This is a genomic window from Streptomyces winkii, from assembly GCF_032248595.1.
Classification (GTDB): Bacteria; Actinomycetota; Actinomycetes; order Streptomycetales; family Streptomycetaceae; genus Streptomyces; species Streptomyces winkii.
In genome coordinates this window covers 135,404-152,984 of sequence record NZ_JASTTH010000002.1, presented here as the reverse complement: position 1 = coordinate 152,984, position 17,581 = coordinate 135,404, and the positions used below count along the sequence as shown (strand labels likewise).

General features: G+C 71.9%; 15 protein-coding genes. 8 read left to right on the top strand and 7 right to left on the bottom strand.

What is annotated here, in order from left to right; all coding sequences use genetic code 11:
• Positions 1 to 383 precede the first annotated feature (383 nt).
• From QQM67_RS05055 to QQM67_RS05035, 5 genes are all read right to left on the bottom strand, one after another.
• Positions 384 to 1,301, bottom strand: coding sequence for a Gfo/Idh/MocA family protein (locus QQM67_RS05055; RefSeq protein WP_314172373.1), 918 nt, complete (start codon positions 1,299 to 1,301; stop codon positions 384 to 386).
• A 62-nt stretch (positions 1,302 to 1,363) separates the two neighbouring features.
• The gene (locus tag QQM67_RS05050; RefSeq protein ID WP_314172372.1) at positions 1,364 to 2,569 is read right to left on the bottom strand and encodes an ROK family transcriptional regulator; all 1,206 of its coding nucleotides are present in this window, start codon (positions 2,567 to 2,569) and stop codon (positions 1,364 to 1,366) included.
• Positions 2,570 to 2,576: 7 nt separating this feature from the next.
• Positions 2,577 to 3,467, bottom strand: coding sequence for a carbohydrate ABC transporter permease (locus QQM67_RS05045; protein WP_314172371.1), 891 nt, complete (start codon positions 3,465 to 3,467; stop codon positions 2,577 to 2,579).
• Entirely contained in the window at positions 3,464 to 4,549 is a 1,086-nt protein-coding gene (locus QQM67_RS05040) for a carbohydrate ABC transporter permease (RefSeq protein WP_314172370.1), read from the bottom strand. Before QQM67_RS05040 ends, QQM67_RS05045 begins: the two co-directional genes overlap by 4 nt.
• A gap of 142 nt (positions 4,550 to 4,691) precedes the next feature.
• Positions 4,692 to 6,167: an ABC transporter substrate-binding protein gene (locus QQM67_RS05035; protein ID WP_314172369.1), complete on the bottom strand. Its 1,476-nt coding sequence runs from the start codon at positions 6,165 to 6,167 to the stop codon at positions 4,692 to 4,694.
• 141 nt (positions 6,168 to 6,308) lie between these two features.
• Between QQM67_RS05035 and QQM67_RS05030 the strand changes: the two genes are divergently transcribed.
• From QQM67_RS05030 to QQM67_RS05005, 6 genes are all read left to right on the top strand, one after another.
• Positions 6,309 to 7,355, top strand: coding sequence for a zinc-dependent alcohol dehydrogenase (locus tag QQM67_RS05030; RefSeq protein WP_314172368.1), 1,047 nt, complete (start codon positions 6,309 to 6,311; stop codon positions 7,353 to 7,355).
• A 105-nt stretch (positions 7,356 to 7,460) separates the two neighbouring features.
• Complete coding sequence (locus tag QQM67_RS05025) at positions 7,461 to 8,261, top strand: sugar phosphate isomerase/epimerase family protein (RefSeq protein ID WP_314172367.1); 801 nt, start codon at positions 7,461 to 7,463, stop codon at positions 8,259 to 8,261.
• Positions 8,258 to 9,976: an MGH1-like glycoside hydrolase domain-containing protein gene (locus QQM67_RS05020; protein WP_399065324.1), complete on the top strand. Its 1,719-nt coding sequence runs from the start codon at positions 8,258 to 8,260 to the stop codon at positions 9,974 to 9,976. Before QQM67_RS05025 ends, QQM67_RS05020 begins: the two co-directional genes overlap by 4 nt.
• Positions 9,977 to 9,980: 4 nt before the next feature.
• Complete coding sequence (locus QQM67_RS05015; RefSeq protein WP_314172365.1) at positions 9,981 to 12,023, top strand: amylo-alpha-1,6-glucosidase; 2,043 nt, start codon at positions 9,981 to 9,983, stop codon at positions 12,021 to 12,023.
• Positions 12,024 to 12,299: 276 nt separating this feature from the next.
• Entirely contained in the window at positions 12,300 to 12,527 is a 228-nt protein-coding gene (locus QQM67_RS05010; RefSeq protein WP_314172364.1) for a dodecin, read from the top strand.
• A 94-nt stretch (positions 12,528 to 12,621) separates the two neighbouring features.
• Positions 12,622 to 13,077 carry a MarR family winged helix-turn-helix transcriptional regulator gene (locus QQM67_RS05005; protein ID WP_314172363.1) on the top strand — a complete coding sequence of 152 codons (456 nt, stop codon included), beginning with the start codon at positions 12,622 to 12,624 and terminating at the stop codon, positions 13,075 to 13,077.
• A 129-nt stretch (positions 13,078 to 13,206) separates the two neighbouring features.
• Here the strand turns inward: QQM67_RS05005 and QQM67_RS05000 are convergent, their stop codons facing one another.
• Complete coding sequence (locus QQM67_RS05000) at positions 13,207 to 14,265, bottom strand: zinc-dependent alcohol dehydrogenase family protein (RefSeq protein WP_314172362.1); 1,059 nt, start codon at positions 14,263 to 14,265, stop codon at positions 13,207 to 13,209.
• A 123-nt stretch (positions 14,266 to 14,388) separates the two neighbouring features.
• The gene (gene dusB / locus QQM67_RS04995; protein WP_314172361.1) at positions 14,389 to 15,591 is read right to left on the bottom strand and encodes a tRNA dihydrouridine synthase DusB; all 1,203 of its coding nucleotides are present in this window, start codon (positions 15,589 to 15,591) and stop codon (positions 14,389 to 14,391) included.
• Positions 15,592 to 15,918: 327 nt separating this feature from the next.
• Between dusB and QQM67_RS04990 the strand changes: the two genes are divergently transcribed.
• Positions 15,919 to 16,923 (top strand): aldo/keto reductase, encoded by a 1,005-nt coding sequence (locus QQM67_RS04990; protein WP_314172360.1) that lies wholly within the window; start codon positions 15,919 to 15,921, stop codon positions 16,921 to 16,923.
• A 16-nt stretch (positions 16,924 to 16,939) separates the two neighbouring features.
• Positions 16,940 to 17,533: a TetR/AcrR family transcriptional regulator gene (locus tag QQM67_RS04985; RefSeq protein ID WP_314172359.1), complete on the top strand. Its 594-nt coding sequence runs from the start codon at positions 16,940 to 16,942 to the stop codon at positions 17,531 to 17,533.
• Positions 17,534 to 17,581 lie beyond the last annotated feature (48 nt).

The window sequence follows — 17,581 nt, the reverse complement described above, 5'->3', positions numbered from 1 at the left end:
TCCAGCGGTACGCCAAAGGGCCGTAACCACCCGGACGGCGAGGATCGAAGGCAGCGGTCTCCTCGTACGGCCGTAAAGATCGACTCCACATGTCGAATCCAAGACTCCGCCGCGCCACGGACCCGTCGGCGACGGTCACGCTGAGTCAGAGTGCTCTTCGGGGGATGAATCTAGGACGGGTAAAGTCGCGGGCTGCTCCTTGGAGATCTGGACCGCACAGGTGAGCGCTCACATGAGCAGGTGGTTGATCAGAGTGGCGAGAATCACGCCTTCGAGGGACCGGCCGGTCTCATCATGCGGACGTGCTGCTCCGGTCTCCGGACGTCTCGGATCCACGCCGCCCCGGCGGTGGCGCGGCAGCCCGGACCGCGCCCGGCGCACGCTCACGCGGCCGACTGCCGCGCCTGCTCCAGCAGTTCCTGGAGGCGCAGACCGCGCCGCGCGTCCGGGTCGGGCGAACGCCGGCCGCGTACCGTCTCGGCGAACTCGCGGCGCAGCACCGGCCAGCTCTCCTCCGGGTCCAACTCCGCGGCGTCGTAGCGCAGTTCGTCCTCGTCGTCCTCGCAGTAGAGCTCGATCCGGGTGCGGGCGCGCGGGAGCCGCACCGCGCCGGAGAGCGACGCCTGGCTGACGGCGCCGTTCTCGTGCTCGCACGTGAGCTCTATCCACCGCCGCGGGTCTCCCGTGCCGCGTACGGAGACGATTCGGCCGACGGCGAGGTCGAGCAGGTCCAGCAGATGCGGGCCCAGATCGAGCAGCGCGCCGTGCTCCAGGCGCCAGCCGGTCGCCATCTCCCCGCCGAGGAAGGCGCCGTGGAGGTAGCAGGAACGGGCTCCGGTCACCGTCGACTGCCGTGCGCGGGCGAGGAATTCGCGGGTTCCGGGGTGGTACCGCTTGCTCAGCACGAGCTGGGAGACGGCTCCGGCGCCGTCTATCGCACCGGCGAGCGCGCGTGCCGAGGCGAGGTCGGGGCCGAGCGGCTTCTCCAGCAGCAGCGCACGGCCCGCCCGCGCCGCACGTACGGCCAACTCGGCCTGCAACGCGGGCGGTACGGCGAAGGCCACCGCCTCGCATCCGTCGAGGAGTTCGGCGTAGGAGGCCGCGACGGCGGCGCCGTACGGGGCGGCGACGGCGGCCGCGGCGCCGGGCCTGCGTGCCCAGACGGAGACCAGCTTCGTCTCGGGACCGGCGGCGAGCATCCGGGCGTGCATGGTGCGGGCCCACGGGCCGGCTCCGACGAGGCCGACCCGTACGGGCTCCCCGGTCCAGGGGGCGGAGGGCTCGCTCACGGTGGCGGTCACGCGCCTTTCGTTTCCGGGGAGTCGGGTGGATACGGACGGGGCCCGGGCGGCGGGCCCGCCGGTCAGCCGGCGAGTGCGGCGAGGCGGGCGTCGGCCCGCTCCGGCGAGTACAGGTCCTCGACGACGATGCCGGCGGCGCCCAGCAGCCCGGCCCGGTCGCCGAGCCGCGAGGTGACGACGCTCAGGTGCGCCGTCGTACGCGGCATGGCGCGCTGGTACAGCAACTCCCGTACGCCGGTGAGGAACGGCGTCCCGGCGAGGTCCCCGGCGATCATCAGCACGCCCGGGTTGAGCACCGTGACGACGGTGACGAGGACCGCGCCCACCCTGCGCCCCGCCTCCCGCGCGAGCCGCACCGCGTCCGGCTGCCCGGCGGCGAGGTGGTCGCGGACGCCGGAGCCGGAGGTGGTGGCGACGCCGGCGTCCGAGAGCTGCGCGGCCAGCGCGCGGCCGCTGGCGACGGCGGCGAGACAGCCGTAGGAGCCGCACATGCACAGCGCCTCCGGGCAGTCGTGCAGCCGGATGTGGCCGATGTCGCCCGCGCCGCCGTCGGTCCCGCGGTAGAGCCGGCCGCCGGCGACGACGCCGGCGCCGATGCCGGTGGAGACCTTCACCAGCAGGAAGGCGGCGCAGTCCGGGTATCCGGCGCGCTGTTCGGCGTAAGCCATCAAGTTGGCGTCGTTGTCGACGAGTACGGGCACCTCGGGCCCGTCGGAGGCGACGTGCCGCTGCCATGCCTCCTGGAACCGCCGCCGTATCGGATAGCCGTCCCAGCCGGGCATGATCGGGGGCTGCACGACGAGCCCCGAGTCCCAGTCGACCGGCCCCGGCACGGACAAGCCGATGCCGCACACGCGCTCGTGCGGGACGCCCGTCTCCTTCAGCAGGCCGGCGAACCACCGCGCGAGCGCGTCCAGTACGTGGTCCGGCCCGTCCGCGATCAGCATCTCCCCCGAGCATTCGGCCAGTACGGTGCCCGCGAGGTCGACCACGGCGGCGCTCGTGTGCCGCGTGCCGAGATCCGCGGCCAGCACGACGGCGTGCTCGGCGTCGAACTCCAGCCGCGTGGACGGCCGTCCGCCCCCGGAGCCCTCGACGGGCGCCGCCTCGCCCTCGCGCAGCCAGCCCGCCGCGAAGAGCTGGTCGAGCCGGTGCCCGACGGTGGACCGCGAGAGCCCGGTGGCCCGTTGCAGCGCGCCGCGCGTGGTGGCGCGGCCGTCGCGGATCAGCCGCAGGAGGTGTCCCGCGCTGGCCTGGTTCCCGGTCATCTGCTCCTCAGCTCTTGTCCGCCCCGCTGGTGAGGCCCTCTGTCAGCAGCCGTTCCGCGGCGAGGAAGAGGAGGACCACCGGAACGGTCAGTACGACCGATCCTGCCATCAGCACGGTCTTGGACACCTCGATGCCGTTGGCCAGTTGCTGGAGGCCGAGGGAGACCGTCCAGTTCTCCGGCGTCGCGGCGAGGAAGAGCAGAGCGAACAGGAACTCGTTCCACGCGATCATGAAGATGTAGAGGCCCGTCGCCATCAACGACGGTGCGGCGAGCGGCAGTACGACCTTGCGGATCGTCTGGAGCCGCGAGCAGCCGTCCAGCGCCGCGGCCTCCTCGACGCTGAAGGGGATCGTCGCGAAGTAGTTCCTGAGCATGTAGACCGAGACGGGCACGGTCTGCGCGATGTAGACGATCGCCAGCCCCGCGATGCTGCCCTGCAACCCGATCTTCGCGAACATCACGAAGAGCGGCACCGCCAGCAGCGTCGCCGGGAAGAGATAGACCGCGAGGAAGAGCGCGCTCACATGCCGTCCGCCGAAGAAGCGCAGCCTGCTCACCGCGTACGAGCCGGGGATCGCGGCGAGCAGGGTGAGCACCACGGCACCGATCGAGGCCAGGGCCGAGTTGCGGAGCATGCCGAGGAATCCCTGGCCGCCCTCGGCGGTCGGCCTGAGCACCTCCTCGTACGTGCTCAGCGTGAACTCCTTGGTGGACACCCACAGTCGCCCCGGGTCGAGGAGGAGCGCGTCGATGGGTTTCACCGACAGCAGCAGCATGTAGTAGAAGGGCACGAGCGTGATCAGCGCGAGGAAGGCGATCACCACCCAGCGGAGCACGCCGAAGAGCCGCTCCTCGAACTGGGCCCGGCTGAAGGCGACTTGGACGCGGCTGCTCATGAGTGCTCCTCCTGGACCTTCCGGCCGAAGAACGTGAAGTACAGGCCCAGCAGGGCCATGAGGATCACGGCGAGTACGAGCGCCTGGGCCGCGGCGGCGCCCACGTCGAAGCGGGCGGTGAGGAAGTCGTAGACGCGCACGGCGACGACGTCGGTGCCGGAGCCCCCGCCCGTCAGCAGATACACGTCGTCGAACTTGTTGAACTCCATGATGAAGCGCAGCACGCTCAGCAGCGCGATCACGGGCATGAGCTGCGGCAGCAGCACGTGCCGGAAGCGCTGCGTGGGCGCGGCCCCGTCGACCTTGGCGGCCTCCTCCAGACCGTCGGGCACCGCCTGGAGACGTGCCAGCAGGAAGAGGAACGCGAACGGGAAGTAGCGCCAGGTCTCGAAGGCGATGACGGTCAGCAGGGCCAGCGGCAGCTCGAAGTCCAGCCCGAACAGGGAGACTTCGAAGGAGCGGGTGGAGAGGAAGGCGATGGGGTCGTCCCAGCCGAGCAGCTTCGAGCCCCACTCGTTGACGATGCCGAACTGCGGGCTCAGTGCGATCTGCCATACGAACGCGACGGCGACGACGGGCGCGACGTACGGCAGCAGCATCGAGCCGCGCACCAGTCCGCGTCCCCGGAACGGCTTGCGCAGCGCGAGCGCGGCGACCAGGCCGAGCGCGATCGAGCCGGACGTGGCGCCGACGGTGTAGAGCAGCGTGGTCCACAGGCTGGTCCAGAAGCCGGGTGAGCCGAAGACGGACCGGAAGTTCTTCAGCGACCAGTCGCCCAGCACGCCCATGCCCTGGATGTCGATGAGACGGGCGTTCTGGAAGGCCAGCAGCACCGTCCACAGGATCGGCAGCACGACGACGACGGTCACCACCACGACGGTGGGCGTGACGAAGGCGAGTCCGGCGCGGTTCTCCCGGCTGCTCGCGGTGGGCGTACGGCGCGGGCCGCCGCGACCGTTCCTGCCGCCACGGCCGCCCAGGCCGGGGACGCGGCGCGGGCGTCGTTCGTCTGCGGTGCCGCGGCCGGAGCCCGGGCCGGGCCGCGGGGCGCCGTCCGGTGCGGTGGTCGTGGAATGCGTCATGGTGTGCGTACCTCGGGTTCGTGCGTACCTCGGGTGACGTGGGCGGGCGGGCCGCCGTGGAAGCCGCGGGCATGGCGGGTGCGGCGGGTGTCGCGCGTGCGGCGGGTGCGGCGGACAGGGCCGGTGCCGCTTCCGTGGCCGCTCACCGCAGGGACCGCCGCAGCGCGTCGATCTCCTCCTGCGACTCACGGGCCGCCTCGTCCGGCGACGTCTGGCCGCCGGCCATGGCGCCGATGGCCTTGGGTATCGGCAGCTCGCCGTTCATCGCGCCGACGAGGGCGCCCTCGCCCTCCCTGAACCCCCAGCGCCGCATCACGCTGACGCCGTCGGTCAGTTCGTCCAGCAGGGCGTCGGGGTAGATCGCGTTCAGCGGCTTGCGGACCTTCGCCTCGACGCCGAGGCGGCTGGAGTGCCAGGCACGCGTGTACTTGCGGGGGTCGTCCGAAGTGCCCTCCCGTACGGGGATCTTGCCTTCGGGAGCCATCCCGAACCAGTCCTCGTAGCCCTCGCCGAGCATGTACGTCACGAAGGAGCGGGACGCGGCGCGCTCCGCGGTCTTCGTCACCGCCCACGAGGTGATCTCGCCGAACTGGACGGGCTTCCCGCCGTCCGGCCCCTTCAGCGCAGTGGCGATGCCGCTGTTCTCGGCGAGGAACGCCTTGTTCTTCTTGCACTCGGGGCAGCTGGGCACGGCGTCGGTGCGCTGTCCGGACAACTCGTCCAGCAGGAAGGAGGACCAGATCATCATCGGCGACCTGCCCGCGAAGTAGGTGGCGCGCGTGGTGTCGACGGTCTGCGTGCCGGCGGCCCCGTGCTCGCGGGCGAGCTTGTCGTACGTGGCGAAGGTGCGGCGGCACGCGGCGGAGTCCAGCGTCACCTCGCCCTTCCGCACCAACTGGCAGTCGTTGGCGAGCGCGAGGTCCTCGAAGCTCTGCTGGGTGAAGGCGTCGGCGGGGTCGGTGGCCAGCGAAATCCCGTGCATGCGGCCGCGGTCCAGCTTCTGCGCGGCCTTCAGCATCGAGTCGTAGCCGTCGGGCGCGGGCAGGCCGGCCTTCTTCAGCAAGTCCTTGCGGTAGACGAGGAGTTGAAGCCACGCGTCGGAGGGGACCGTGAGCCGCTTGCTGCCGTCCGAGGTCAGCCGCAGCGCGTTCGCGTTGAAGGTGTCCTCGCCCAGCTTCCGGACGATCTCGGCCGGGGCCCCGGTGTCGAGCAGCCCGTTGCCGTACATCTGCCAGGCCTGGCCGAGCGGGAGGGCGCCTATGACGTCCGGCAGGTTTCCCGACGCCGCGGCGGACATGATCAGCTGTGGCAGCTGGCCCTCGTCGACGCCGACGAGTTCGACCCGCACACCGCTCCGCTTCTCGAAGCGGGAGACGATCTTCCGCTGCGCGGCCATGCGCGCGGGCAGGTTCTCCAGCGTCCACACCGTGATCTTCTTGTCCGGCTTGTCCGGCCCCGCCTGCGCGTTCGCCGAGCAGCCCGCGAGCAGCGCGGCGGCCAGCGCGACGGCAACTGCCGCCGCGGCGGGCCTTCTTGGGCCCCTCGCACGGCTCGCGCCCTCCACGAGCTTCGCGACCTTCGCACTCAACGCGCTCCGGCGCCGCGTCCACATCCGCATGGCTGCCTCGTCCTCACTCGGCTTCCGCTTTACGGGTATGCATCTCAGCACCAGTTCTGTCTTTTAACAAGACGTAATTCTCATGTATCTTCGACGGAACTTGGGAAGCCCACGTCAGAGCCGAGCCCTACGGAGTGCGTTGTGGAGCGAGTCGTCCAGTTCACCGGCCCGCGGCGGGTGGAGGTCGCCGAGTACGAACGTGCGCCGCTGCCGCCCGGCCATGTGCGGCTCCGCACGCTCTACTCGGGCATATCGGCGGGCACGGAGCTGACCGCCTACCGGGGCACCAACCCCTATCTCACCCGCACCTGGGACCCCGAGGCGCGGCTCTTCCGCGACGGCGCTCCCGGCGTGGAGTATCCGGTGACCGGCTGGGGCTACTCCGAGGTCGGCGAAGTCGCCGAGATCTCCCCGGAGTCGAGGGACCTGCCCGGCATGCCCGCCGTCGGCGACCTGGCGTGGGGCATCTGGGGCCACCGCAGCGAAGGCGTCGTCCCGGGCGAGCGGCTGGCCGGGCACGCGCTTCCCGCCGGGCTCGAACCGCTCGCCGGGGCCTTCGCCCGTGTCGGGGCCATCGCGTACAACGCCGTGCTCGGTGCGGGCATGCATCTCGGCGAGGACGTCGCGGTGTTCGGGCAGGGCGTCATCGGTCTGCTGGCCACCCGCCTCGCCCGGCTCAGCGGCGCCCGCGTGATCGCCGTCGACGCCCTCGCCTCGCGGTTGCCCGTCGCACGCCGCTACGGGGCGGAGCTCACGCTCGACGCCCGCGAGGACGAAGTCGCCGAGCGCATACGGGAGTCGACCCAGGGGCGCGGAGCGGACGCCGCCATAGAGATCAGCGGGGCCTATCCCGCGCTGCACGAGGCCCTGCGCTCGGTGGCCGTGGGCGGTCGCGTCGTCGCGTCCGGCTTCTACCAGGGCGACGGGACGGGGCTGCGGCTCGGCGACGAATTCCACCACAACCGGGCGCAGTTGATCTGCTCGCAGATCGGCGGCGTGCCGCAGGAGCTGGCCGGACGGTGGAGCGTGGAGCGGCTTCAGCGAACGTTCCTGCGGCTCGTCGCCGAGGAGCAGGTGGACGTGAAGTCGCTCGTGAGCCATGTCGTCCCGGTCGCGGAGGCCGTCGGCGCCTACTCGCTGCTGGACGAACGCCCCTCCGAGGCCCTCCAGATGGTGCTCGAATTCTGAGGCCTGCCCGGAGCCGCGGGACGCGGGACCGCGTCCCGAGCTCACCGACCGCACAGCACACACCGAACGCACCGGCGCACGAGCGCACTTCGCGAAAGGCCGACCATGTTCACGACCGCCTGCCAGGAGCAGCTGCTCCCGGGCGAGACCCTCCAGCAGAAGTGGGAGTTCGCACAGTCCGCGGGCTACGACGCCATCGAACTGCGCGGCAAGGGGGACTTCCACTTCCGCGGCCGGCTGCCCGAGTTGCGCAAGGCGCTGGCGGACGGCGTCGTCATGCCGACCGTGTGCGTCGAGATGCAGCACTTCTTCGGCGCCTTCGACGGCGAACTGCGGCGCGACGCCGTGGAGCAGATGAAGTCGCAGCTGTCCGTCATCGGCGAACTCGGCGGGCGCGGCGCCATGACGCCCGCCTCGTACGGGATGTTCTCGCGCCGTCTGCCGCCCTTCGAGCCGCCGCGCAGCGCGGAGGAGGACCGCGAGGTGCTGCTCGCGGGCCTGACCGAACTCGGCGAGCACGCCCGCCGCGAGGGCGTCGTCCTCTACCTCGAACCCCTCAACCGGTACGAGGACCACATGGTCAACAGGCTTGACCAGGCTGTGGAGTTGATACGCGAGACGGGGCTGGACTCCGTCCGCGTCGGCATCGACAGCTACCACATGAACATCGAGGAGGCCGATCCGCCGGGGGCGATCCTCGCGGCGGCCCCGTACATCGGGCACGCACAGGTCAGCGACTCCAACCGCTTTCAGCCCGGCGCAGGGCACCTGGACTGGCCCGCGTGGCTGGGAGCCCTGGACGCGGCCGGATACGCCGGGGATCTCGCCCTCGAATGCAGGCTGACCGGCGACCCGGCCGAGGCAGTGCGCTCCGTCCCGCCGTTTCTCGCCCGGGCCGCCGCATGACGGCCGCCGCAAGGGCATCGGCGTACTCCGCGCACCCGGCGTCCCCCGGGGCCCCGGTTCCGCCGCCCGCACACGGAAGGCGCGCCAAGTCCCTTCCCCCGCACCGGTTTCCGGGCCGCGCGGAGCGCAGCGGACTCAGGCGCGAGGCGCGCCGCGTACTTCTGAGCAACTGGACGGGGACCTCGACGGTGCCCTCGCACGGCCTGTATCCGCACCAGTGGAGCTGGGACTCGGCGTTCATCGCCATCGGGCTGCGCCACCTCTCGCCCGTACGCGCACAGCGCGAGCTGGAGACCCTGCTGGGGGGCCAGTGGGCCGACGGGCGGATTCCGCACATCGTCTTCAACTCCCGTGTGCCCGCTGACGCTTACTTCCCCGGCCCGGACTTCTGGCGCTCCTCCACGGCCGGCAGGGCGGCCGGCGCCGGTGCGCCGCCGGGCGCGGAGACCTCCGGCATCGTGCAGCCGCCCGTGCACGCGCTCGCCGCCTGGCTGGTGCACCAGGCCGATCCGGCCGCGTCGCGCCGACGCGGATTCCTGGCGAGGGTCCGCCCGCGGCTCGCGGCCTGGCACCGCTATCTCTCCGGTGAACGCGACCTGGGCGGGGGCGGACTGGCCGCCGTCGTCCATCCGTGGGAGTCCGGCATGGACAACAGTCCTTGCTGGGACGGCCCGTTGGCCCGCGTCGAACCGGCCGCGGCGGGCTCCTTCCGGCGGGCCGACCTCACGCACGGCGCCGCCGCCGACCGCCCCACCGACCTGGACTACGGGCGGTACGTGACCCTCGCGGCCGACTACCGCGACCACGGCTACCGGGACGCGGACGCACCGCACCCCTTCGCCGTCGAGGACCCCTCCTTCAACGCCCTCCTCATCGTCTCCGAGCACGCGCTGACCGCGGTCGCCCGCGAACTCGGCGGCGACCCCGCGCCGCACCGCGAGCGCGCCGCCGTACTGACGGACGCGCTCGTGCGGCGGCTGTGGTCCCCGGAAGCGGGCCAGTTCCTGAGCAGGGACCTGCGCGGCGCGGCCCGTACGGGTCGTGATCCGGCCACGCCCGCGGACGGGACGCCCGGCCCGCCCGCTGTCGCCTCGCCTCAGTCGCCCAACTCGCCCGCGGAGACCGCGGTTTCCGGATCGCTGGTGGACGCGCGTGGCGCCGCCGGGCTGCTGCCCCTGATCGCCCCCGGCCTGCCCGCTCACATCACGGCCGCGCTGCTGCGCACCGTCACCGGTGGGCACTTCGGGCTCGGCACGAGCGTGCGGCTGCTGCCCAGCTACGACCTGTGCGGCCCGGCGTTCGACCCGTACCGCTACTGGCGCGGTCCCGCGTGGTTCAACGTCAACTGGCTGCTGGAGCGCGGACTTCGCCGCTGCGGCGAGACCGATCGCGCCGACGCCCTGCGCGCCGACGTGCTGGGTGCTGCCGCCGCGTCCGGCCTGGCCGAGTACCTCGATCCGTACACCGGCGCCGGCCGCGGCGCCCGCGACTTCAGCTGGACCGCGGCGCTCGCACTCGATCTGCTGAAGGGGCCGGATTCGAGCCAGGAGTCCGAACTGGAGGTTCATCAGGGCGGTTTCACGTCAATGAGCCCTGGGAGTCCCTCCCGGACCGACGGTCCCGGGAGGGAGTCCGCATCCGAGTCTTACGAATCATCCGAGTCATCTGTGTCACCCGTGTCACCCGAGTCATCCGAGTCCGAGGAAGGACCCTGACCCTGTGAATGCGACCGAGCACCGACTGCTCGTGCACGACGGCACCTTCGCCGTGCTGGGCCCGTCCGGCGACGTCAGCGGCCCGCCGGGCTGGACGCTGCCCAGCTCGCAGTCCGAAGGCACCGTCCCCGAGGGCCTGTTCGTACGGGACGCACGGCATCTGAGCCGCTGGCAGCTCACCGTCGACGGCTACTCCCCCGCCGTACTGGTACCGGCCTCCGACGGCACCGGACCCGGCAGCGGCGCCGCCGTCCTGACACCGCACGGCACCCGCGAGCAGCCGCCCGCCTTCACCCTCTTCCGTGAACAGGCCGTGGTCAGCGGCGAGTTGACCGAACGCATCCGGCTCACCAGCAACAAGGGCGAGACGACGACCACCCGGCTGACCATCACCGCCGACGCCGACTTCGCCGACCAGTTCGAGCTGCGCTCCGACCACCGCTGGTACGAGAAGCCCCACGCGGTGCACACGCACGAAGTCCTCCCGGACGGTGTGGAGTTCGGCTACCGGCGCGGCGAGTGGCACTCCCGTACGAGCATCAGCGCGGAGCCGCCTCCCACGACGGTCGAGGAAACCGGCAGCTCCGCACGGCAGTTGAGCTGGCAGCTGGAGCTGCCGCCGCACGCCACCGCGGAGTTGACGCTCCGCGTGACGGCACACCCGCACGGCGCACCGCCGCGCGCCGCGGCCGCCGCCGAGCCGGGCAGCGCTCCCGGATCCGACGGCGATCCGGCCTCCGTCGTCGCGCGGCTGACGGCGCAGACGGACGCGTTCACCTCGGCCGAGCCCGTCCCCTCCCGCCTCACCGACTGGCCGGAGCTGGCCCGCGCGTGCGAGCAGGGACTCGTCGACCTGGCCGGGCTGCGCGTGACCGCGCACGGACCCGACGGCGAGGAACTGCTCATACCCGGCGCGGGTGTTCCCTGGTTCCTGACGCTCTTCGGCCGTGACTCCCTCCTCACCTCGCTCTTCGCGCTGCCCTACCGCCCGCGGCTCGCCGAGTCCACGCTGCTCGCGCTCGCCGCGACCCAGGCGCGTGAGGAGGAGCCCGAACGTCTCGCCCAGCCCGGCAAGATCGTCCACGAGGTGCGCCACGGCGAGCTGGCCCACTTCGGGCAGGTCCCGTACGGCCGCTACTACGGGTCGGTCGACGCGACGCCCCTCTTCCTGATCCTCCTCGGCGCGTACAGCGAGCAGGAGGACCCGGCCCGTACGGCCCACGTCCGCTCCCTCGCGCGCCGCCTCGAACCGCACGCGCGCGCCGCCGTGGAGTGGATGTTCACGCACGGCGGCCTGGACGAGCACGGCTATCTCGCCTACCACGCGCACGAGGGCGGCCTCGCCAACCAGAACTGGAAAGACTCGCCGGGCGCCGTGTGCACCGCCGACGGCACCCGCCCCACGGGCGCGGTCATGGTCGCCGAGGTGCAGGGCTACGCCTACGACGCGCTGAGCCGCACGGCCCGGCTGGCCCGTACCGTCTGGCAGGACGAGCCGTACGCGGAGCGGCTGTCGAAGGCCGCGGCGTCGCTGCGCGAACGCTTCGAGGCCGACTTCTGGATGCGGGAGAAGGACTTCCCGCTCCTCGCCCTCGACGAGACCGGCACACCCGCCGACGCCCTCGCCTCCGACGCCGGCCATCTGCTGTGGTCGGGCATCCTCGACCGGGAGCCGGGCGAGCGGGTCGGCCGCAGGCTGCTGGAAGAGGACTTCTTCTCGGGCTGGGGCGTACGCACGCTCGCGACCGGCCAGGCCTCCTACCACCCGCTCTCCTACCACCGCGGCAGCATCTGGCCGCACGACAACGCCGTCATCGCGCTGGGCCTCGCCCGCTACGGCCTGCACCGGGAGGTCCGCACCCTCGCCGCGGGGATGGTCGAGGCCGCGGCCAGGCAGAACTACCGGCTGCCCGAGGTGCTCGCGGGCTACGGCCGCTCGGACCACCCCCACCCCGTTCCGTATCCGCATGCCTGTTCCCCGCAGGCGTGGGCCGCGGCGACGCCACTCGCGCTGCTCACAGCCGTGAGGGAGGCGCCGGGCACCTGACACCCCGCGCGCCTTCCTCACATCCGCCGCCCCCGGCCGCCGCCCCCCCCTGCGGCCGGGGGCGGTGCGACTGCCGGTACGTACGGACGGGCGGACGGCTCCGAGGGCGATCCGCTGCGGATACGTACGGACGGTGCCACCGCGTGGTCGGGACGCCCGGGTGCGTCGCGTGCCTGGGCACATCGCATGGCTGGGCCATCGGACGGCTGCCTACTTCGGGCAGATCCGGGCACCGGGGAGGAACACATAGGACGAACGACGCCAGCGGAGGTCCGCATGAGCGAGCACACCTACCGGGTGACCGAGATCGTCGGCACGTCCCACGAGGGAGTGGACGCCGCGATCCGCAACGCGATCAGCCGCGCTTCGGAGACGCTGCGGCACCTGGACTGGTTCGAGGTGACGCAGGTGCGCGGGCAGATCGAGGAGGGCCAGATCGAGCACTACCAGGTCTGCATGAAGGTCGGATTCCGGCTGGACGAGGGCGAGTCCGCCGGAACCTGACGCCGGGCGCCGGCGGCGCTTGACTTCAACTTCAGTTGAACTTCTAGGTTCGCTCCTGTCAGCCGCACACCGCGACGGAGGGACCGACGCCACCATGGAGTTCTCACACCCCGACAGCGAACTGCCGGGCCAGCCGATCGGCTACTGGAGCTGGGCCGCGCACAAGGCCGTCGTCGGCTACATCCGGGAGGCGCTCGCCGAGCGCGGAGTCAGCCAGCCCCAGTGGTGGGTGCTGTCTCAGCTCGCCGGCAGCGAAGACGGCCGCACCCGCAAGGAGTTGACGGCCGTCCTGGGCGGCTACCTCGACGCCGCCCCCGTCCTGGACTCGGAGATGGACACGGTCGTGGCCCGGGGCTGGGCCCGTCAGGACGAGGCCGAGCGGCTGCGGCTCACCGGTGAGGGAGCCGCACTCCAGGCCGAACTGGCCGAGCTCCAGCGGTCGTTGCGCGCCCGCATCCATGCGGACATCCCCGACGAGGAGTACGTACGCACCCTCAAGGTGCTGCAACGCATGATCCACAACGTCGGCGGGAAAGCCTGGCACCACTGAACCGCGCGGAGAGCAGCGGCAGTTGGGCGGGCGTGCGCCGCGGCGCACGCGGGTCAGCGGCTCGGAGCCCTGCCGGCTCCGGACCGGCGCGAGTCCGGACCGGCGCGGGCCCGAACCGCCGCGCCCGCCTCAGGACTTCGGCGAATCCGGCTTGATCACGGTCACCCCGGGCGTGGCCGGCACCGGGATGTCCATCTCCATCAGCGCGGCCGGCGCCTCCGTCATGTCGATCGTGCGCCGCACCAGCAACTCGGGCTTGAACACGCCGGATTCGACGAGGCCGAGCAGCCCCGGGTACTCGTGCGCCTGGATGCCGTGGCTGCCGAGCACCTCCAACTCGTGGGCCACGACACGGTCCATCGGGATCGCCGGCGTTGTCTCCTCGGACGACAGCAGGCCGACCTGCACATGGCGTCCCCGCCGGCGCAGGCTCCGTACGGACGCCCAGCACGTGCGCGGATCGCCGAGGCAGTCCAGCGACAAGTGCGCGCCGCCCTGGGTGAGTTCGACGACTCCCGAGGCCGCGTCGTCCACGTCCGAGACGTCCACGGTCGCCTCGGCGCCGATGTCGCGGGCGATCTTCAGCGCCGCCGCCGAGATGTCCACCGCCACGACCCGCGCGCCGCAGGCGACCGCGACCATCACCGCGGAGAGCCCCGTACCGCCGCAGCCGTGCACGGCGACCCACTCGCCCGCGGTCACCCGGCCCTGCCGGACCACCGCGCGGTAGGCCGTACCGAAACGGCAGCCGAGCGCCGCCGCGGCCGGGGACTTGAGGGAGTCGGGAAGCGGGACGAGGTTGCCCTCGGCGTTGTCGATCGCGACGTACTGCGCGAAGGAGCCCCAGTGCGTGAAGCCGGGCTGTGTCTGCTGCTCACACACCTGCTGATTGCCCGTGACGCACTGCGTGCACATGCCGCAGCCGCACACGAAGGGCACAGTCACGCGGCGGCCGACCCAGGGCAGGCCCGAGCCGGAACCGGCGGCGACGACGGTCCCCGCGAACTCATGGCCTCCCACGTGCGGCAGCTTCACATCCGGGTCGTGGCCGCGCCACGCGTGCCAGTCGCTGCGGCACAGGCCCGTGGCATCGACTTCGATCACCACGCCGCCTGGGGCCGGTGCGGGGTCGGGTACCGAACGGAGCGCGGGGTGCTGCCCGAACTCCTCGTAGACGATGGCCTTCACAAGTGACGAGTATCTCAGTCACTCCGCCTGCACACAGCGTTGGTTAGCCGGACCGGATAAAACTCCGCCTGGTCCCGACCAAGCCCTGTGAACGGGGAAGTTCGGCCGCTGTGACGCGGATGCTCAACCGCCCGAAGTGTCTAGTTCCGCGTCCACGCCGACGCCGGCGCAGTCGTACGGGTCGTCCAGCCAGCCCTCCGGCAGCACGACCTTGTTGCGCCCGTGGGTGCGGCCGCGCGGGCCGTCCGCTCCGTGCGGCCACGGCTCGTCGTGGTCGAGGGCCTCCAGCAGCCCGGCCAGCTCCTCCAGCGAGGCGGCCACCGCCAGCCGTTGCCGCGCCTGCGAACCGAGCGAGAAGCCCTTGGTGTACCAGGCCACGTGCTTGCGGAAGTCGATCACGCCGCGCGCCTCGTCGCCCAGCCACTCCCCCAGCATCGTCGCGTGCCGCAGCATCACGCGCGCCACCTCGCCGAACGACGGCCGTGCGTACGCCTCTTCGCCCGCCCCCGCGAACGCCTCCACGAGATCGCCGAACAGCCACGGCCGCCCGAGGCAGCCGCGCCCCACGACGACGCCGTCGCAGCCCGTCTCGCGCACCATGCGCAGCGCGTCGCCCGCGGACCAGATGTCGCCGTTGCCCAGCACGGGGACCTCCGGCACGGCCTCCTTCAGCCGTGCGACGGCGTCCCAGTCGGCGGTGCCTCCGTAGTGCTGCGCGGCGGTACGGCCGTGCAGGGCGATCGCGGTGATCCCCTCGTCGGCGGCGATGCGGCCGGCGTCGAGATAGGTCAGGTGGGCGTCGTCGATGCCCTTGCGCATCTTCATCGTGACGGGAAGACCGCCCGCGCTGCCGACCGCCTCGTGCAGGATCGCGCGCAGCAGCCTGCGCTTGTACGGGAGGGCCGAACCGCCGCCCCTGCGCGTCACCTTGGGGACCGGGCAGCCGAAGTTGAGATCGATGTGGTCGGCGAGGTCCTCGTCCGCGATCATGCGGACCGCCTTGCCGACGGTGACCGGATCCACCCCGTACAGCTGGATGGACCGCGGGCGCTCGCTCTTGTCGAAGCGCACGAGCTGCATTGTCTTCGCGTTCCGCTCCACGAGCGCGCGCGTGGTGATCATCTCGCTGACGAAGAGCCCCTTGTTGTACGGCGGCTTCTCGTCGCCGCTGCCGTCTCCCGGAGCGCTCCCACCCTGCACCGGGCCGGCGCCCTCGGCGAATTCCCGGCACAGCGTGCGGAACGGCGCGTTCGTGATCCCGGCCATCGGCGCCAGCACGACGGGCGGCTGGACGGCGTGGGGACCGATGTGGAGCGGCGGCGTCATGACGTCGGCGTCCTCCGAGACGTACGGGCGGCGGGGCGCGGGCTGGGGTTCATGGGGCGGGCACACCATTCTCCCGCATCGGCGCGGCACGCGTGAGCGGGGCGCCGCGGGTGGGGCACTCGGGCGGGGCGGAGACGCGGGAGAGCGGGCTGTGCCCGCGTTCCGGGCTGCGTTCCGGGCCTGCGTTCCGTGTGCTGTCAGCGAACAAAGATGGACTGACAGATATTGATATCTGTCATCCGTCATGCCATTCTTGACAGCGGTCACCCCATCTCCCTTCATCCCTCGTCCCTCGCACCGCCCCCTCCACCAAAGGAGCCCAGCACGATGCAGACCCGCACTCTCGGCACCACCGGCCCCCGTACATCCGCCCTCGGCCTCGGCTGCATGGGCATGTCCGCCCTCTACGGCGCCACCGACCGCGCCGAATCCGTCGCCACCATCCACGCCGCCCTCGACGCGGGCGTGACCCTGCTGGACACCGGCGACTTCTACGGCATGGGCCACAACGAACTGCTCATCAACGAGGCCCTCCGCACCGCACCGGCCGCCCACCGCGAACAGGCCCTGACCAGCGTGAAGTTCGGCGCCCTGCGCACCGTCGAGGGCGGCTTCAGCGGCTACGACGGCCGCCCGAAGGCGGTCAAGAACTTCGCCGCCTACTCGCTCCAGCGCCTCGGCACCGACCACATCGACATCTACCGCATCGCGCGCCTCGACCCCGACGTCCCGATCGAGGAGACCGTCGGCGCCATCGCGGAACTGGTGGAGGCGGGCCACGTACGGCACATCGGTCTCTCCGAGGTCGGCGCCGACACGATCCGCAAGGCCGCCTCCACGGCCCCGATCAGCGACCTCCAGATCGAGTACTCGCTGATCTCGCGCGACATCGAGGAGCAGATCCTGCCCGTCTGCCGCGAGCTGGGCATCGGCGTCACCGCGTACGGCGTGCTCTCGCGCGGCCTCATCAGCGGCAACTGGTCACGCGACCGCGAGCTGAACCAGGGGGACTTCCGCAGCATGAGCCCCCGCTTCTCCGGCGAGAACCTGGACCGCAACCTCGACCTCGTCGACTCGCTGCGCCGGATCGCCGACGAAAAGGGGATCACCGTCGCGCAGACCGCGATCGCATGGGTGCTCTCGCGCGGCGAGGACATCGTCCCGCTGGTCGGCGCCCGCACCCGTGACCGGCTGAAGGAGTCCCTGTCGGCGCTTGACGCTACTCTCGACCGAGACGATCTCGACGCCATCGAGCGGGCGGTGCCCGCCGGTTCGGCTGCCGGCGAGCGGTATCCGGCTGCGCAGATGGCGCACCTCGACAGCGAGAAGTAGCGAACAGGGGGCCTTGATGGTGTCGGAAGGGCTGACTCCGGAGCGCATCCTCGAGGCCACCGAGGACGTGCTGCGCCGCTACGGCCCGGGCAAGGCCACCGTGGTCGACGTGGCCCGCGCCCTCGGGGTCAGCCACGGCAGCGTCTACCGCCACTTCCGCACCAAGGCCGCCCTCCGCGGCGCCGTCACCCAGCGCTGGCTGGACCGCACCAGCGAACGGCTCGTCCCCGTCGCGGACGACTCCGGCCCGGCCGAGGAACGCCTCGACGCATGGCTGACCCGTCTCTTCGAAGCCAAGCGCGAGAAGGCGGGAGCGGACCCGGAGATGTTCGCCACGTACTCGGTGCTCACCGGCGAGGCGGACGACGTCGTCGACCGCCATATCGCGGACCTGGTCGGCCAGTTGGCGCGCATCATCGAGGACGGCCGCCGTCAGGGCGTCTTCGCCGCCGACTCCGTCGGCTTTCCGTCCGAGACGGCCCGCGCCGTCTTCCACGCGACGGCCCGCTTCCACGACCCCGCGTACGCCGCGGAGTGGTCGCGCCCAGGCATCGAGGAAGACTTCGCCGCCGTCCGCACGTTGATCATCCGCGGCCTCCGCGCCGGATGACCTCGGCGCCGGATCGGGACAGTCGCTTCTCGCCGGGACAAGCCTGCC

Excerpts from the sequence above, each read along its gene's own strand:
- QQM67_RS05050 (WP_314172372.1), bottom strand. The coding sequence starts at position 2,569 with ATGACCGGGAACCAGGCCAGCGCGGGACACCTCCTGCGGCTGATCCGC.
- QQM67_RS05045 (WP_314172371.1), bottom strand. The coding sequence starts at position 3,467 with ATGAGCAGCCGCGTCCAAGTCGCCTTCAGCCGGGCCCAGTTCGAGGAG.
- QQM67_RS05040 (WP_314172370.1), bottom strand. The coding sequence starts at position 4,549 with ATGACGCATTCCACGACCACCGCACCGGACGGCGCCCCGCGGCCCGGC.
- QQM67_RS05035 (WP_314172369.1), bottom strand. The coding sequence starts at position 6,167 with ATGCGGATGTGGACGCGGCGCCGGAGCGCGTTGAGTGCGAAGGTCGCG.
- QQM67_RS05025 (WP_314172367.1), top strand. The coding sequence starts at position 7,461 with ATGTTCACGACCGCCTGCCAGGAGCAGCTGCTCCCGGGCGAGACCCTC.
- QQM67_RS05020 (WP_399065324.1), top strand. The coding sequence starts at position 8,258 with ATGACGGCCGCCGCAAGGGCATCGGCGTACTCCGCGCACCCGGCGTCC.
- QQM67_RS05010 (WP_314172364.1), top strand. The coding sequence starts at position 12,300 with ATGAGCGAGCACACCTACCGGGTGACCGAGATCGTCGGCACGTCCCAC.
- QQM67_RS05005 (WP_314172363.1), top strand. The coding sequence starts at position 12,622 with ATGGAGTTCTCACACCCCGACAGCGAACTGCCGGGCCAGCCGATCGGC.
- dusB (WP_314172361.1), bottom strand. The coding sequence starts at position 15,591 with ATGACGCCGCCGCTCCACATCGGTCCCCACGCCGTCCAGCCGCCCGTC.
- QQM67_RS04990 (WP_314172360.1), top strand. The coding sequence starts at position 15,919 with ATGCAGACCCGCACTCTCGGCACCACCGGCCCCCGTACATCCGCCCTC.
- QQM67_RS04985 (WP_314172359.1), top strand. The coding sequence starts at position 16,940 with ATGGTGTCGGAAGGGCTGACTCCGGAGCGCATCCTCGAGGCCACCGAG.